Source organism: Mesorhizobium sp. YC-39 (assembly GCF_025753795.1).
In the GTDB taxonomy this organism is placed as follows: Bacteria; Pseudomonadota; Alphaproteobacteria; order Rhizobiales; family Rhizobiaceae; genus Mesorhizobium.
Map to the genome: position 1 here is coordinate 303,628 of NZ_JAOWPS010000004.1, position 15,381 is coordinate 319,008.

General features: G+C 64.3%; 16 protein-coding genes. 9 read left to right on the top strand and 7 right to left on the bottom strand.

The features are described 5' to 3' along the window. Nucleotides 1–112 precede the first annotated feature (112 nt). From OHD62_RS22805 to OHD62_RS22825, 5 genes are all read right to left on the bottom strand, one after another. The gene (locus OHD62_RS22805; protein WP_263787374.1) at nt 113–823 is read right to left on the bottom strand and encodes an outer membrane protein; all 711 of its coding nucleotides are present in this window, start codon (nt 821–823) and stop codon (nt 113–115) included. A gap of 230 nt (nt 824–1,053) precedes the next feature. After that, nucleotides 1,054–2,013 (bottom strand): AraC family transcriptional regulator, encoded by a 960-nt coding sequence (locus OHD62_RS22810; protein WP_263787375.1) that lies wholly within the window; start codon nt 2,011–2,013, stop codon nt 1,054–1,056. Nucleotides 2,014–2,268: 255 nt separating this feature from the next. Then, entirely contained in the window at nt 2,269–3,033 is a 765-nt protein-coding gene (locus OHD62_RS22815) for a slipin family protein (RefSeq protein WP_263787377.1), read from the bottom strand. Between the two features lie 78 nt (nt 3,034–3,111). Beyond that, a complete protein-coding gene (locus tag OHD62_RS22820) occupies nt 3,112–4,494 on the bottom strand; it encodes an NfeD family protein (RefSeq protein ID WP_263787379.1) in 1,383 nt (460 codons plus the stop codon). Between the two features lie 129 nt (nt 4,495–4,623). Continuing rightward, the gene (locus OHD62_RS22825) at nt 4,624–5,379 is read right to left on the bottom strand and encodes a DUF4239 domain-containing protein (RefSeq protein ID WP_263787381.1); all 756 of its coding nucleotides are present in this window, start codon (nt 5,377–5,379) and stop codon (nt 4,624–4,626) included. A 162-nt stretch (nt 5,380–5,541) separates the two neighbouring features. Between OHD62_RS22825 and OHD62_RS22830 the strand changes: the two genes are divergently transcribed. Continuing rightward, the gene (locus tag OHD62_RS22830) at nt 5,542–6,423 is read left to right on the top strand and encodes a DMT family transporter (protein WP_263787383.1); all 882 of its coding nucleotides are present in this window, start codon (nt 5,542–5,544) and stop codon (nt 6,421–6,423) included. 90 nt (nt 6,424–6,513) lie between these two features. After that, the gene (locus OHD62_RS22835) at nt 6,514–7,257 is read left to right on the top strand and encodes a 2OG-Fe(II) oxygenase (protein ID WP_263787386.1); all 744 of its coding nucleotides are present in this window, start codon (nt 6,514–6,516) and stop codon (nt 7,255–7,257) included. A 28-nt stretch (nt 7,258–7,285) separates the two neighbouring features. Here OHD62_RS22835 and OHD62_RS22840 read toward each other — a convergent pair whose 3' ends face one another. Together OHD62_RS22840 and OHD62_RS22845 are read right to left on the bottom strand one after the other, a co-directional pair. Beyond that, nucleotides 7,286–8,065 carry a pseudouridine synthase gene (locus OHD62_RS22840; protein ID WP_263787387.1) on the bottom strand — a complete coding sequence of 260 codons (780 nt, stop codon included), beginning with the start codon at nt 8,063–8,065 and terminating at the stop codon, nt 7,286–7,288. A gap of 27 nt (nt 8,066–8,092) precedes the next feature. Next, entirely contained in the window at nt 8,093–8,761 is a 669-nt protein-coding gene (locus OHD62_RS22845) for a GntR family transcriptional regulator (protein WP_263787389.1), read from the bottom strand. Nucleotides 8,762–8,890: 129 nt separating this feature from the next. Between OHD62_RS22845 and OHD62_RS22850 the strand changes: the two genes are divergently transcribed. The 7 genes from OHD62_RS22850 (at nt 8,891) to OHD62_RS22880 (ending at nt 15,376) form a co-directional block, all read left to right on the top strand. Beyond that, the gene (locus OHD62_RS22850; RefSeq protein ID WP_263787391.1) at nt 8,891–10,123 is read left to right on the top strand and encodes an NAD(P)/FAD-dependent oxidoreductase; all 1,233 of its coding nucleotides are present in this window, start codon (nt 8,891–8,893) and stop codon (nt 10,121–10,123) included. Between the two features lie 27 nt (nt 10,124–10,150). Continuing rightward, nucleotides 10,151–10,390, top strand: a complete 240-nt coding sequence (locus OHD62_RS22855; protein ID WP_263787393.1) for a LysR substrate-binding domain-containing protein — start codon at nt 10,151–10,153, stop codon at nt 10,388–10,390. Between the two features lie 86 nt (nt 10,391–10,476). Beyond that, a complete protein-coding gene (locus OHD62_RS22860; protein WP_263787395.1) occupies nt 10,477–11,382 on the top strand; it encodes a LysR family transcriptional regulator in 906 nt (301 codons plus the stop codon). A gap of 141 nt (nt 11,383–11,523) precedes the next feature. Next, complete coding sequence (locus tag OHD62_RS22865) at nt 11,524–12,300, top strand: ECF transporter S component (RefSeq protein WP_263787396.1); 777 nt, start codon at nt 11,524–11,526, stop codon at nt 12,298–12,300. Then, a complete protein-coding gene (locus tag OHD62_RS22870) occupies nt 12,300–14,105 on the top strand; it encodes an ABC transporter ATP-binding protein (RefSeq protein WP_263787398.1) in 1,806 nt (601 codons plus the stop codon). The genes OHD62_RS22865 and OHD62_RS22870 overlap by 1 nt, the downstream gene beginning before the upstream one ends. Beyond that, complete coding sequence (locus OHD62_RS22875; RefSeq protein ID WP_263787400.1) at nt 14,106–14,933, top strand: energy-coupling factor transporter transmembrane component T family protein; 828 nt, start codon at nt 14,106–14,108, stop codon at nt 14,931–14,933. It begins immediately after the preceding gene. Nucleotides 14,934–14,944: 11 nt separating this feature from the next. Continuing rightward, nucleotides 14,945–15,376, top strand: coding sequence for a nuclear transport factor 2 family protein (locus OHD62_RS22880; RefSeq protein ID WP_263787402.1), 432 nt, complete (start codon nt 14,945–14,947; stop codon nt 15,374–15,376). Nucleotides 15,377–15,381: the final 5 nt, after the last annotated feature.

Below are 15,381 nucleotides of genomic sequence, written 5' to 3' on the forward strand. Positions count from 1 at the left end.
TGCGTCGGCGGAACCTGTCGAAGTGGAGAAGCCGACGGCGAAGCTGCCAATCTCCCCACAAGGGGGAGATTGTGCCCTCATCGGCTTCCGCCGATCTCCAGCGTTCGGAAGGTCAGAACTTGTAGCTGAGGCCGACCCGGATGTCGTGCGTCTGGAGATCGACGCTCGTCGCCGTGGGGGAAAGAGCTGCTATCGAGAGATCCTGGCTGCCGAAATCGGAGTAGCGATATTCGACCCGAGCGAGCCACTTGTCGGTGAAGGCGTGCTCGACGCCGGCTCCAACCGTCCAGCCGATATGGGTGTCGCTGTGGAGGGGTATTTCACCGGCCGGGCCACCAGCGCTGACCGCCGTCACTTCATATTTGGCTGCGGCGACGCCGGCAGTGATGTAGGGCAAAGTCCGATCGAAAGCATAGCCGGCCCGCAGCCGCGCCGACCCCGACCACTCGAGTTCGCTCCTGACCAAAGTGGTGATGCCACCGCCGCCGCCGTCGAGGCCAGTCAGTCCATCCACCTTGTTGTAGGTGATGTCAGCCTCGGCGCCGAGCACGAAGCGGTTTGCCATTTCGTGATTGAAGCCGATATGGATGCCACCCATGAAACCGTCCGGATCGATGGGACTGTCAAGGTCGGTGGCCCCACCGATGCCGCCGCCGGCGATGAAAAGATTGGATTTTCCGGCTGCGTAACCGACGTGGACGCCAGCGTAAAGGCCGGACCAGGTGTAGGTGGCGGCAACGGGCAGAGTTTCATTGATGTCCGCCGCGGACGCCATGCTGACAGGCGCGAGAATCAAGGCTGTAGCGAGAAGAATCGTTTTCATTGTCTGTTTGCTGCCCCAAGAAGGTGTTGCGTTCCCCGCCGCGGAAATGCTCCGCGGAGATCCAGGTCGAGAGTCCGGTGTTGCATTGTCCGCCGGCCGCGTCTTGGGCTGAGCCGCACCCGAATTGTCCTGGAACGCGCCGCGGCATTTTTCTTGGTCGACGTGGCCTGGCAGCGTCAGCTGATCGTCGTGCGCCACGGCGAAGCGCGTTCGGCGTCTCGCTCGGCGAGCTACCTGGCGCCGCTCGGCGTCGAGCCGAAGCGCCGGCGGAAACAGCGATTGAAGTAGGACACGTCCGAGAAGCCGCTGAGCAGGGCGATTTCGCTGATCCGCATCCGGTCGTTGCGCCTGTCGGAGAGCATGCGATGTGCCCTCTGCAAGCGCAGTTCGAGGATGCGTTCGGCAAAGCTCATCCCGGTTTCCTGCAGGAGATCGTGCACGTACCGCACGGAGAGCCGCAACTGCCGGGCAACACCCTGCGCCGAAATGGCGGGATCGGCGAAATTGTCCCGCATCTTTTGCAGGATGGCCTGGAGCCTTGCGGCGCGCAGGCCGCGCAGGCCTGCCAGTTCGGCGGCCTCGCCCTTCGCGCCTGTCGCCAGGCCGATCAGATCGACGACCGTTTCGGTGGCGTGGGCGACGAGATCGGGCGAGACCAGCGCCGGGCCACGTTCCAGAAAGCTGCAATAGCGCTTGAGCATATCGAGGGCCTCGTTGTCGGCGCCGATGGACAGCGCCAGCCGGTCGTCGACATGGGCGAAGGCGTTCTCCAGCACGGCGCGGGGAACCACCACATTGGCCCAGACATTCTTGTCGCCGCCGGTCATTTGCAGCGCTTCGGAAGCCGAGACCAGTGCTGCTTCGCCTTTGCCGACATGATAATCGCGGCCGACCTGGGCGCCGCTGAGTATCGTGTCGCCATTGTTGACCAGCAGAAGATAACCATCACGGCCGTCGGCGGCGATATTGCCCGCCTTGCGACTGGCATGCCTGATCGTCCCGGCCATCTGCCCGAGCACCAGCGGCCCGACGGCCGTGGCTTCGATGGTGGCTTCGAACGGCAGGTTGCCGGAAATGGCATATTCGACCGACCATATCTCCGCGACGTGGATGTCCTGCCAGAGCGCGAACCGTGCGTGGTGGTCGAGATGCGGCGGCAGGTCGAGCGAGGAGAAGACGTTCTTTTTCAAAGGAGCAACCGGGCCTTTTCTGCATGCGCGTCTTCACCTGGAAGTGCACCTATTGGACCGGCTCGCGTCCTGTGGCAATACTTATGCCCTATACGACAATTTCATTGCGGTTTTGAACAAGAATTCCTTTGAACTTCATCGGTTTGGCTGGCGGAATTCCCAAAATACTGAGAGATGTCCGGGGCTGCGCCGGCAGCGCTGCCAATCTCTCCCCTTGAGGGTCCCTTGTGGGCGAGATTACGCTCTCATTTCCGCTCACTTCTGCTCGCCGGCTTGCTTGATGAAATGACCGAGCAGATCCATCGGCACCGGAAACACCACCGTCGACGAGCGCTCGCCGGCGATGTCATGCAGAGCCTCGAAATAGCGCAGCTGCATGGCCTGCGGTTCCTGGGACAGCATCTTGCCGGCCTCGACTAGTTTTGCCGCCGCCTGCTGTTCGCCGTCGGCATTGATTACCTTCGCACGCCGCAGCCGTTCGGCCTCGGCCTGCTTGGCGATAGCGCGGATCATGCTCTCGTTGAGATCGACATGCTTGATCTCGACATCGGAGACCTTGATACCCCAGGCATCGGTCCGCTGGTCGAGGATCTCCTGGATATCGCTGTTGAGCCGGTCACGTTCGGCCAGCATTTCATCGAGCTCATGCTTGCCGAGCACCGAGCGCAGCGTGGTCTGGGCCAGCTGGTTGGTCGCGGCCATGAAGTCCTCGACCTGGATGACCGCTCGCTCGGGGTCGACGATCCGAAAATACAGCACCGCATTCACCTTCACCGAGACGTTGTCGCGCGAGATCACGTCCTGTGGCGGCACGTCCTGGACCACCACTCGCAGATCGACCTTCACCATCTGCTGCACGAAGGGGATGAGGATGATGAGGCCAGGTCCCTTTACCCCGGTGAAGCGGCCCAGTGTGAAGACCACGCCGCGCTGATATTCCCTCAATATGCGAATGGCCGCTGACAGGAACGCAAGCACGACGAGGGCGAGCGCCAGATAGGCCACATAACCGATGATCATTGCCTTGCTCCATCATCAGAGCATGTCGCCCAAAAGTGTGCAGCGGTTTTGGGAAAACGACATCCTCAATACAAAGACTCACCTCCGGCGCCGGACCATCAGCACGAGATCCCTGACATTAGCCACCTCGACACTGTCGCCCGGTGCCATGGTTTCGTCAGCCTTCGCCCGCCAGCGCTCGCCCCGGGCAAGCACATGTCCCTCGCGGCCCTCCCAGTCGAGGATTTCGGCCGGCAGTCCGTGCATGGCCTGCGCGCCGACCGGCGATGGCCTCTTGCGCGCCGCCCAGAGATAGCTCCCGGTCAGCAGCGCCAGGCCAAGCGTCAGGGCGGCGGCGGCGCCGATGACGACCCACGAGATCTCGAAACCGGGCCCCTCGATCCTGAGCAGCATGGCTGCGCCCAGCAGAAAGGCAGACACGCCGCCCAGCCCAAGGACCACGGTGGGGTTGAAGATCTCGACGACGAGGAAGGTGATGCCAAGCAGCATCAAGGCAAGGCCGGCATAGTTGATCGGCAAGAGATTGAGCGCATAGAGCCCGAGCAGCAGGCAGATCGTGCCGATCACGCCGGGCGCGACCGCGCCCGGGCTCGTGAACTCGAAGACGAGACCATAGACGCCAATCAGCATCAGGATGACGGCGATGTTCGGATCGGTGATGACGGCGAGAAGCTGGATGAGCCAGCCAGGCTCCAGCGTTTCAACCGGCAGTCCTTTCGTCGCCAACGCTTTCTTGCCGCCGGCCACCTCGACCGTCCGGCCGTCGGCCAGTTGTAGCAGCTCGGTCGTGTCGCGGGCGACGAAGTCGACGACATGCTCCCGCAGCGCTGCGTTGGCCGACAGGCTGGCTGCCTCGCGCACGGCCTTTTCACCCCAATCGGCATTGCGCCCGCGCAGTTCAGCCAGACTGCGGATCAAGGCAACCGCGTCATTCGTCACCTTGGCCGTCATCGCATCGCCCGGCGGTCCGGTGGCGTTCTTCAGGTCCTTGCGCGCTTCTGGGCCCGTGCCATCGTTTTTGTCGCCGCTGGGAAAGGATGGCAGCGGCCCGCCAAGCTCGACGGGCGTCGCAGCACCTAGATTGGTGCCGGGCGCCATCGCCGCCACATGGGTCGCGTAGAGGATGTAGGTTCCGGCGCTCGCCGCATGCCCGCCGGCTGGCGCGACATAGCCGATGACGGGAACCGGCGAGGCGAGGATGTCGGCGATCATCTCGCGCATGCTGGTGACCAGCCCGCCGGGCGTGTCGATCTGCAGGATGAGGACCTCGGCGCTTCGCTCCGCGGCAACCGCCAGCGCTTCCTTGAACTGCCGGGCGCTCGCCGGACCGATGGCGCCGTCTATCTCGACGCGCAACGCAACCCTCTCCCGGCCGCTCGCCTCTCCGGTTGCGCAAGAGGGACAGACGACCACGGCGGCCACAAAAGCCGCGGCAAGCAGGGCCACACGCGCGAGTTTCACGCTCAAAGCTCCATATACAAGATATGGGCTCGTTTTTGCCGAAATCCATGATGCGTCGCGGCGAGTGAAGCTGCGAGGGCGGCGCTGTGCCTCCAATCTGTCAAATGCTGAAACTGGAGCCGACCCCATTCATTGCTTCATCTCCGCCAGCGCTCGTTGCAGTGGCGCTGGCGAGATCTGGATCGGTCCTGAAAAAGGCACGTCCATGTCCAGGATCAGGTACAGCGCACAGGCAATGAGGGCTGCCGCCAGCACGAAGGAGCCTATCACGATGGCGTTGCGCGGTGCCCTGAAGCCGAAGCTGCCGAAGATCAGCATCAGCCATGCCACCAGCATGATGATCAGCGGCCTGGGTATCTGCCCCTCCGATTGTTCGACCAGCACCCAGCGCATCTCCAGCACTTTCTCCAGCCGCTCGCGGATATCCTGCAGCAAGGACACGTGCGCGGCATCCGGAGGGACGATGGCGCTCAACCTGTTGCCGATTTCGGTCAAGAGAAGCTCGGACAGCCGATTGGCGACGATCGGCGTTGGCTGGCTGGGCGAGGAGGCGTCGACAACCCGTTGCACATAGGCGATGAGCGGCTGGCGGACCGGCTCCGTCTCAGGCCCATACTGCTTGAGCACCCTGTCCAGAAGGATCAGCTCGGTCGCATAGGCGTGTACATTGTGGTCGATGGATTCGAAGGTGTTCTTGGCCGAATTGATCATCAGGCCAAGCACCAGCGAGGTCATCACCACGAACAGGTTGGCGGTCAGCCGGACGACGTCGTTGGTATCGTCCCGGCGATGGTGGGAGGGCAATTTGTCACAGATCGCCAGGCTCACCAGCGAAGCCCCGGCCAGGCAGACGAAGACAGCCACTCCCACAAGAGCCTCGTGCATGGCCGGCATTGTGCACGAGAAACATGAATTGCCAACAGCGGCAGCGAGCCCACCTCGGATGACCCTCGCACTCAAGCGGCGCTGATCGCTTCTGGTCGTACGTAGGCTATCCGTAAGCTGCCTTCCGTCACCTTCCCTTGCGTCAGACGCGAGGGGAAGACGATGTCGAAGCTGCACGCCAATCTTCTTCTCCTTATCGCCGCGGCGCTGTGGGGCTTCGGCAATGTTCCGCAGAAGACCATCCTGGATCATCTCGACCCGTTGAGCGCGGTCGGCATGCGCTGCATGATCGGCGGGCTTCTGGTGCTGCCGCTGATCGCCACCGAACCTCGACAACCGGTGGGTGGCCGCTATCGCGCGAGCCTGGCAAGGGTCAGCGCGCTGTTTGCCATTGCGATCGTGTTGCAGCAGATCGGCTATCTCGGCACGTCGGTCACCAATGCCAGCTTCCTGGTCAGCACGGCGATGGTGATGACGCCATTCGCGGCGTGGCTGATCATCGGTGAGCGGCTGACGGCTTCCGTCGGGCTCGCCGCCGGGCTGACGCTGTTTGGCGCGCTGCTCCTGTCAGGTGGCATCGCCAGCTTCAGCAGCGGCGACGTGGCGGTCATACTGTCGGCTGCATGCTACGCGCTCTGGATGGTCGAACTCGGCCGCCACGCGCAGGCCTATGGACGCCCGTTCACCGCCTTGGCGGCGCAGTTCCTTGGCGCCGCTGTGGTGAGCCTGCCGCTCGGTCTCCTCCACGGCAATTTGTCGCCTGCAAGCGCGTTCGATGCCTGGCCGCAATTGCTCGTGCTGGGCGTATTCTCGACCGCCGTCTGCTTCGGCATCCAGACCGTCGCCCAGCGCTTCACCTCGGCCAGCCACGCGGCCGTGATCGTCAGCGCCGAAAGCGTGTTCGGCGCGCTGGGGGCGGCACTTTTCCTGGGCGAGCGGATTTCATCCATCGGCGTGCTCGGGGCGACGATCATGCTTGGGGCGATCCTTTATCTCGCTCTCTCCGGTGGCGGAGTGGTCAGGCCGGCGCCCGAGGACGTCTGAACAGTCTTGTTGCCTTCGCAGGTAACGGGTGGTTCGCACGCGGCATTTCACCCATCTTTGATGGAAGAAGAGGCCATTGGAGGCAAAGCCATGACTATCCATTCGATCGGTTCGAAAGCAGCGGTTCAATCGGCGCAAGCGCGGGTCGCCGGACATGATTGGGAAATGCTGGCCGGCGAACTGAGCGGCTATGGTTGCGCGGTGATGGAAAAGCTGCTGACACCGCAGGAGTGCCGGGAGATCGCTGGCCTTTACCCGCAGGAGGGGCATTTCCGCAGCCATGTCCACATGGCGCGGCATGGCTTTGGCAAGGGCGAGTATCGCTATTTCCGCTATCCCCTGCCCGATCTGATCGGCGGCCTGCGCAGCGCGCTCTATCCGCGCCTTGCCGCCGTCGCCAATGACTGGAACGAGCGTATGGGCATCGCCCAGCGCTACCCGGCCGAACACGCGGCGTTCCTCAAACAATGCCACGAGCAGGGCCAGACGCGGCCGACGCCGCTGCTGCTGCAATACGTTCCCGGCGACTTCAACTGCCTGCACCAGGATCTCTATGGCGATCTCGCCTTTCCGCTGCAGGTGGCGATCCTGCTTTCGGAGCCGGGAAAGGATTTCACCGGCGGCGAGTTCGTGCTGACCGAACAGCGGCCGCGCATGCAGAGCCGCGCCGAGGTGGTGCCGCTCAGGCAAGGCGATGCCGTCGCCTTCGCGGTCCACAACCGCCCGGTGCAAGGCAGCAAGGGCAACTATCGGGTCAATCTCAGGCACGGCGTCAGCCGGCTTCGCTCCGGCATGCGCCACACCGTAGGCATCATCTTCCACGACGCGAAGTAGGGCCTGCTGTCGAATCTCTATGGCCTGCCTAGGCCTGAAGCAGCGCCCGTTCTTCTGCGGTGAGATGGCGTGCCTTGCCTTTGGCAAGGTCGCCGAGCTGCAATGAGCCGATCGCCACCCGCACCAGGCGCAGCACCTCGATATCACAAGCGTCCAGCATGCGGCGAATATGGCGGTTGCGGCCCTCGTCGAGGGTGATTTCCAGCCAGGCGGTGCTGGTGCCGCTGCGCAGGACATCGATCGACCGCGCCGTCAACAGCTCGCCTTCGACCGTTATGCCGGTGCGAAGCCGCGTCAGCAGCGCCTCGTCGGGCAGGGCGGCGACCTGCACGTGATAGACCTTGGCGACGTGCGAGGCAGGGTCGAGCAGGCGCTGGGCAAAGCGTGTGTCGTTGGTCATCAGCAGCAGGCCTTCGCTGGCCTTGTCGAGGCGGCCGACCGGCGAGACGAAAGGCAGGTCGAGCCCGACGAGACAGTCGTAGACCGTGCCGCGATCCTGCGGGTCGTCGCGGGTGGTGACCAGGCCGCGCGGCTTGTTGAGCATCAGATAGACCTTGCGCTCGGCGACGACGCGCTTGTCGTCGACCTCGATGCGGTCGCGGCCGGGATCGACGCGCATCGAGCCGTTGCGCACGACCTTGCCCGCGACGCGGACGCGCCCTTCGGCGACCAGAATCTCCGCCTGTTTGCGCGAGCACAGGCCAAGCTTCGACAATGCGCGGCAAAGGCTCACTCCCGGAGGCTTTGCTCCGGGTAGCCTGGTTTCGGGGGCAGGGCGTTGCCGACTGGTGTTCGCTCGCGGCGTCATGGGTTTGCGGGATCGTTCCGGCAAAGATCAGGGCTTTCTCGCCGACCCGGCCTGGGCGAGCGTTTCCATGCCTTCGCCGAGATGCTTGCGCAAGACGCGGACGGCCGCCGCGGCATCACGGTGGCGGCAAGTCGTCAACAGGTCGCGGTGTTCCTCCTGCGATTGGCTGCGATAGTTGAGGTTCGACAGGAGAATGCGGACGTAGCGGTCGGCCGCATTGTGGTGGGCTTCGATCAGGCCGAGCAGCCGGGCATTGCCGCAGGCACTGTAGAGAGCCAGATGGAAGATGCGGTTCAGCGTGCCCCAGCGGCCGACATTCGGCTCGGCGTCGATCTGGTTGAGCACATGGCCAGCCTCGTCGAGTTTCTCCTGGGTGAGGTTCGGGACAGAGAGCCGGAGCGCTTCGCTTTCCAGCAATTCGCGGACGGCGAAGATCTCCCTGATTTCGGTCGCGTCCATCCTGGCGACATGCGCGCCTTTGGTCGGGTGGATCGAAACGATGCCTTCGGCTTCGAGCTGCCGAAGCGCGTCGCGGACAGGCATGCGGCTGAAGCCGAAACGCTCGGCAAGGTCGTCCTGGCGCAGTGGCGTGCCCGCCGCCAGGCTGCCATCGGCGATCGATTCGCGCAGCACATTCGCCACCTGTTCCGCCACCGTCAGCGGTTTCTGCACCAAGCCTTCGCCGAGACCACGCAATCGATGCCTCCATATCATGTCAACCTGTGTCACGCGGTCTTGCCTAGCAGAAAGCCGCTTGTGCGGATATGTGGATTCTCGTATACGAGTATACGATAGCCTTGCATGTTGCATGCACGAGGGAACGCCATGGCGCTTACATCGGGTGGCAAAAAATTGGGCTCCAGACCGGTCGATGCGATCGTTATCGGCGGCGGCATCGCGGGCTGCACGCTGGCTTATGAACTGGCTTCGAGGGGCATCAAAACAGTCATTCTCGAACAGACGATGATCGCCGCCGAATCGTCGGGGCGCAACACCGGCACCTTGCTTAGCGGCCCGCAAAGCGAAGTCGTCGAAATGCTCGATGCCTGCGCGGCGATCTACGCGGAGTTGGCCGAGGGGCCGGTGCCTTTCGAATTCGGCAGGATCGGCCATCTTCTGATCTCGGAGGACGAGGCCAGTTTCGCGGCGGCCGGCGCTGTCGCCGATCGCTACCGGGCCGCCAGCATTACCATGGAAAAGATCACCGGCGCGGAGCTCGCGCGCGACCATCCGCGCATCGGCTTCAAGGTGGCCGGCGGCTACCGTGTCGGCCGCGCCTGGACGCTGGAGCCGATGGGCGCGACGCATGCCTTCGCGCACGCCGCCCGCGAGGCGGGTGCAACGATCCGGACCGGGCTTCGCGTCGCCCAGATCTTCTCGAAGGGCGGCAAGGTGCAGGGTGTGCTGACGGATCAGGGGATCATATCAGCCGATCTCGTCTTCATCGCCAACGGGCTGTGGATGAGCGACCTGCTCAGGCGAACCGTCGGCGACGGGCCGCTGCCAGGCCTGCCATTCACCGCCGGCCGCGGCTGGCTGATCCAGCTCGGCAAGCTCGACTTCGAGCTGCCATGGATCATCGAGGAGCTGACCTGGCCGGATCAGGAGGAGCTGGGACGGCGGATGAGCCTCGAAGGCCTTGCCGATGTCGCCGCACAGCGCGACGACCAGCCGGCCGTGGAGGCCATCTGCCTCAATCCGATGCGCGGCGGCGATGCGCGGCTCGGCGCTTCGGTGCAGCCGGCCTTCCGCGATCTCGTCCGCAACACGGAGATGGCGAGCCGGATCGCCGGCCGCACGCTACGCATGCTGCCCGGGCTCGGTTCGCCGCGGGTCGGCAACGTCTATCCCGGCAACCGGCCGATGCTTTCGGACGGTCTTCCGGTCGCTGGCAGGACCGCCGTCGAGGGTCTGTTCGTACATGGCGGCATGGGCTCGATCGGCATGCACGCGGCACCGGCCACGGCGCGCTGGCTGGTGGAAGCCGTGCTTTCCGGCGACGGCAACCCGGCGCAGCAATGGCTGCGCCCGGACCGTTTTCCTGGCTGGGGGAAATGAGCGGCGGCTCGCCTCTCAAACAGATTCATGTCTGGCCCGCATCCCTTTGAGAAGAAACAGGATTTCGACGTCTGCCGGCGTATGGTTCCAGCCTTCTGGGCCGAAGCGCTGCTGCGGCCGCTGATCGAGGCGGGCAGGCTGGTGCCGCTGCTGGAAGACTGGTGCGGCAGCTTCCCGGGCTGGCATCTCTGCTACCCCAGAAAGCGCCACATGCCGGCCAGCCTGCGCGCCTTCGTCGATTTCCTGCGGCGGGCGAGGGAGGACTGAGCATCAGCCTCAGCGAGCAGGCCTTGACGCGACCGGTGGTGTTCCGTCTTGATGCACCGCAAGCGCTACACCAGCCGGGAGATCGCTTGATACACTCTCGTTTGCTTCGCTATCTCGATGAGGTGGCCCGCTGCGGCTCGATCCGCAAGGCGGCGGTGACGCTCAATGTCGCGGCGTCGGCGATCAACCGGCAGATCATCGCGCTGGAGCAGCAACTGGGGACGCCGCTTTTCGAACGTCTGCCCGGCCAGATGCGGCCGACCGCGGCCGGCGAGGTGCTGATTACCCACGCCAGGGAGACGCTGAAGCATCACCGGAAAGCGATCGAACGGATCGAGACGCTGAAGGATGGCCGTTTCGCCAGCGCCTCGATCGCCACCGTGGGCGGGCTCTCCAACGATATGCTGTCCTATGCACTGGCCGAATATCGCCGCGAACGGCCCTTCACGCGGTTTTCCGTCTGCGTGCTGGCGGCCGACGACATAGCGGTGCAGGTCGCCGCCGGCGAGATCGATCTGGGTTTTGCCTTCGATCTTCCCGAAACACCCAATCTGACAGTGGCGGCCTCGATGCTGAGCCCTTGCGGCGCCGTCGTCCTGCCCGACCATGAGCTTGCCTCGAAGGCCGTGTTGCGCCTCGGCGACCTCCGGCGGTTTCCGCTGATCATGCCGCCGCCGGGCGTGATGCTGCGCGACCATTTCGACCACGCCTGCGCCACCGCCGGGCTGTCGCTGGAGCCGGTGCTGGAATCCAACAGTTTCGAGCTGCTCAAGCATTTCGCGCTGCTCGACCAGGGGGTCGCCATCCTCAACCGGATCGATGTGCTGCACAGCCATCTGTCGGGAGCGGTCTCCTTCATCCCGATCGCCGAGCTTTCCCGCTTCACCCAGCGGCTCAGCGTCGTTCACCGCGCCCGCGGCCGGCTGGCGCCGCTGCCCAGCCATCTGCTCGAACGGTTGAGCAGCCTGATCGCCAGCCAGAGCAATTCGTGAACGCAAGGCCAACGCATGAGCCCGTTGCCTTTTTGGCATCGGGGTGCGCGTTCTTTGATGCTTTGAGGCATGCGCATTTTCGGTCACATTCCCCTTGGGAACTTAGCCAGCGAAAACGCTGCTCAAACAAGGGGAACAACAATGACAGCCGATGCTCCGCAACCTCGCAGTCTGGTAACGACAGGGGGCGTCTCGATCGGAGGCGCGCCCGTATCCTACACCGCCATTCTGGCGGCACTTGTCGCCGTGCTTGCCTTCATCCCGGCCTCGATCGTGGTTGGCGGCATGGGGGGAGGGTGGCCGCTGCACGACGTTATCCATCCGCTGCTCGGCCTGCTGCTTGGCCCGATTGCCGGGCCGATTGCTTCGGTCGTCGGCATCGTTATCGGCAATGTCATCGCGCCCTATACCAATCTTGGACCCTGGAGCCCGCTGATGGGCGCCATGAGCGCCTTTGCCGTCGGCATGGTCATGTATCCAAAGCGCTCGCTCTGGTATGTGCCCTGGATCATCACGCTGGCGGCGAATTTGATCTACCTCTACCAGTCGCTGTCCTTCGGCATCGGCTTCTGGCTGTGGCTGAGCAATGTCTTCACGGTCGATGTGGCGCTGATCCTCATTGCCATTCCGCAGATCAGGAACTGGGCGATCGACCAGATCCGTAATGGCGCGGCAAGCCTGTCGCTCTATGGCGCCTATTTCGTCGTGTTCTTCTTCGGCTCGACGGCGGGCATCCAGCTCAACTGGGTGCCGTCCTTCGCCACCAATCCGTGGCCGGCCGAAGTATGGCCGCCGCTGGTCTTCATCATCTTCGCCGAGCGCGTCGTCTTCACCGCCGTCGGTGCTCTGGTCGCCTTCGCGCTCATCGCCGCCATCCGCCGGTCTCCCATCGCAAAGGCGAAGCTGGCGGGTTACTGATGCGGCAGGCCAATACGGTGCCGGGTGAGGATGGGCATCCGCCCATCCTCCGGGATGAAGCACCGCTCATCCGCTTCGACAATGTCAGCTACCGCTATCCCGGCGCCGATCGCCCGGCGCTGGACAAGGTCAGTCTGACAATCGGCCGCGGCGAGATCGTCGGCGTGATCGGCCCGACCGGCGCCGGCAAGACGACATTCTGCCTGGCGCTGAACGGCATCGTGCCGCAATTCTTCGGCGGCGAATTCTTTGGTAGCGTCCATATTGCTGGCCTCGACGCCATCGAGACGCCGACCAGCCGGCTGGCGCAATTCGTCGGCATGGTGTTCGAGGATCCCGAAACGCAGATCACCGCGACCACGGTGGAGGGCGAGGTGGCCTTCGCGCTGGAGAACCTCAAAGTGCCGACGCCGGAAATCGCGAGGCGCGTCAGCGAGGCGCTGAAAGCGGTCGGCCTCGCCGGACAGGAAACCAGGCACCCGGCCAATTTGTCGGGCGGCCAGAAGCAGCGGCTGTCGATTGCCGCGGCGCTGGCGCTGTCCTCCGACATCATCGTGCTCGACGAACCGACCTCGCAGCTCGATCCCGTCGCGTCGGCGGAAGTCTTTGCCATCCTGCTGAAATTGAACCGCGAGAACGGCCTGACCGTCGTCATAGCCAGCCACGCCAGCGAGGAGCTCGCCGAAATCGCCAACCGCGTCCTGCTCATCTCCGACGGCAAGGTGGCGGCCGAGGGGCCGCCCGAGACGGTGTTTGCCGCGACTGAGATGCTGGCTGAGCATCGCGTGCGGCCGCCCGACATCGTGCGTAGCTTCGAAGTGCTCGTCCGTGACGCGCCAGGCTCCAACGCGTCGGGCCGCAAACCGACTGCTACGTTGCCGGTGACGCTCGCCGCCGCCGAAGCGGCCATCAAGGCAAAGCCATTGACCATCTCTCTGTCCGCTGCCGCCCCGGTGGACGCGCAGCGCGATGTCGCCAAGGCCGATGTCGCGCTGGCGGTCGAGGGGCTGACCCACATCTATCCCGACGGCACGCAGGCGCTGCGCGGCGTCGATTTGACGGTCGCCAACGGCGAATTCCTTGGCATTGTCGGCCGCAACGGCAGCGGCAAATCCACACTGGTGCGGCATTTCCTGCATCTGCTTTCGCCGACCTCGGGTACAGTGCGCGTTGCCGGCGAAGATGTCTCGACGCTCAAGGTCAGCGAACTCGCGCAGCGCATCGGCTATGTCTCGCAGAACGCGCATGCCCAGGTCTTCTGCGACACGGTCGCCAAGGAAGTCGGCTTCGCGCTGTCGATGATGAAGCGGCCGAAAGCCGATATCGATGCAGCCGTCCGCCGCTCGCTCGCGGCGATGGATCTTGCCGGGGCCGCCGACCAGCATCCGATGTCGCTCAGCCGCGGCGACCGGCTGCGCGTCGTCATCGCCGCCGTGCTGGCGCTCGAACCGCAAATCCTGATCTTCGACGAACCGACAACCGGCCAGGACTGGCGCGGATCGCTGGCCATACTCGACATGCTGCAGGCGCTGAACCGGATGGGCAAGACGGTGGTGCTCATCACCCATCATCTCTACCTGCTGCCGGGCTACGTCGACCGCCTTGTCGTCATGGATGGCGGCAGGATCGTCGGCGACGGCGCGCTGCGGGACGTTTTCTACGACAATTCAGCGATGGCCGTTGCCGGCCTCGTGCCGCCGCAGACGGTGCGCTTTGCCGGGCATGTGCCGGCCCTTGGCGTCGCCCGCCCGCTTGGGCCGGACGATCTGGCGGCGATGCTTGGCGCCCGGCTGGAGGTCGCCTAGATGGTCAGCTACGCCATCCAGCTGCTGCCGGCCGAGACCATTTTCGCCCGGGCCGACATGCGGGTGAAGTTCGCGCTGCTTCTCTTGGCAAGCTCGCTGATCTTCGTCTGGAACAGCATCGTGCTGCAGGCGGCGTTCCTCGCCGTCATCGTCGGGCTGATGTTTTCCGCCGGTGTCACCACCGTCACCATTCGCAAGCTCACTCTGATCGTGTTGCCGGCGCTGGTGCTGATCATCGCGATCCAGGGCCTGTGGAGCCCATTCGGCAAGACGCCGGTCTTCACCGTGCCGCCCGGCGTGCCGCTCTTCGGCTCGCTGAACATCTTCTATGTCGAAGGCCTGCTGTTCGGTCTGGTGGTGTGCTGCCGCGTGCTGATCCCGATGCTGGCGTTTCAGCTGGTGTTCATGACCAGCCAGCCCAACGACATCGTGCTCGGGCTGGTGCGGATCGGCGTGCCCTACCGCATCGCCTTCCTGTTTTCGACGACGTTCCGTTTCGTGCCGCTGCTGTTCCAGGAATTGGAAGGGATCAAGGAGGCGCAGCGCCTGCGTGGCATCGACATCGACGGCATCGGCATGCTGCGCAAGCTGATCGCGCTCGGCCGCATGCTGGTGCCGCTGATCATGATCTCGCTGACCAAGGCGCAGCTCATGGAAATCGCGCTGCAGGCGAAGGCGTTCAGCGGCTCGGCCGACCGCACCAGCCTGCACCCGTCGCGCGAAAAACTGTCGGCCGGTGAAATCCTGGCGATCGGCGCCTGCTTCGCCGTGTTTGCCGCAGCGCTGGCCGGCCGGCTGTTGTTCGGATTTGGAGGTTCGGTGCTGTGAGCATAGTGGCGGTGACTATTACGGCCCCCGACGCCAGGATCGATTGCGATGCCGCCACGCTTGCCATGCTCGAGCGGCAGGCGGATGCATGGAAATCCGGCGACTTCTCCGCCGCAGCCGCCGACTGGCATCCTGACGGGGTGCTGACGGCGCCGGGCAACCGGGTTCCGTATCATAGGCTGGCGGGCACCATCGCCGATTTTCATCGCGACTATGGCGATCTCAGCGTCACCGTCACCACCGCCTTTGCCTCGGCCGATGGCAGGCGGATCGCACTGGAATGGCTGTGGGAGGTGACGCGGCGGCGTGACGGCGCCCGCAGCGCAACCGAGGACGCTATACTCATCGATCTCGACAGCGACGGGCGCATCCTGTCGTGGCGCGAATATTTCGACACGGCGAGCGCCGTGGAAGATCACCACAGGCCCCAGAGCTCAGCATGAAAGTC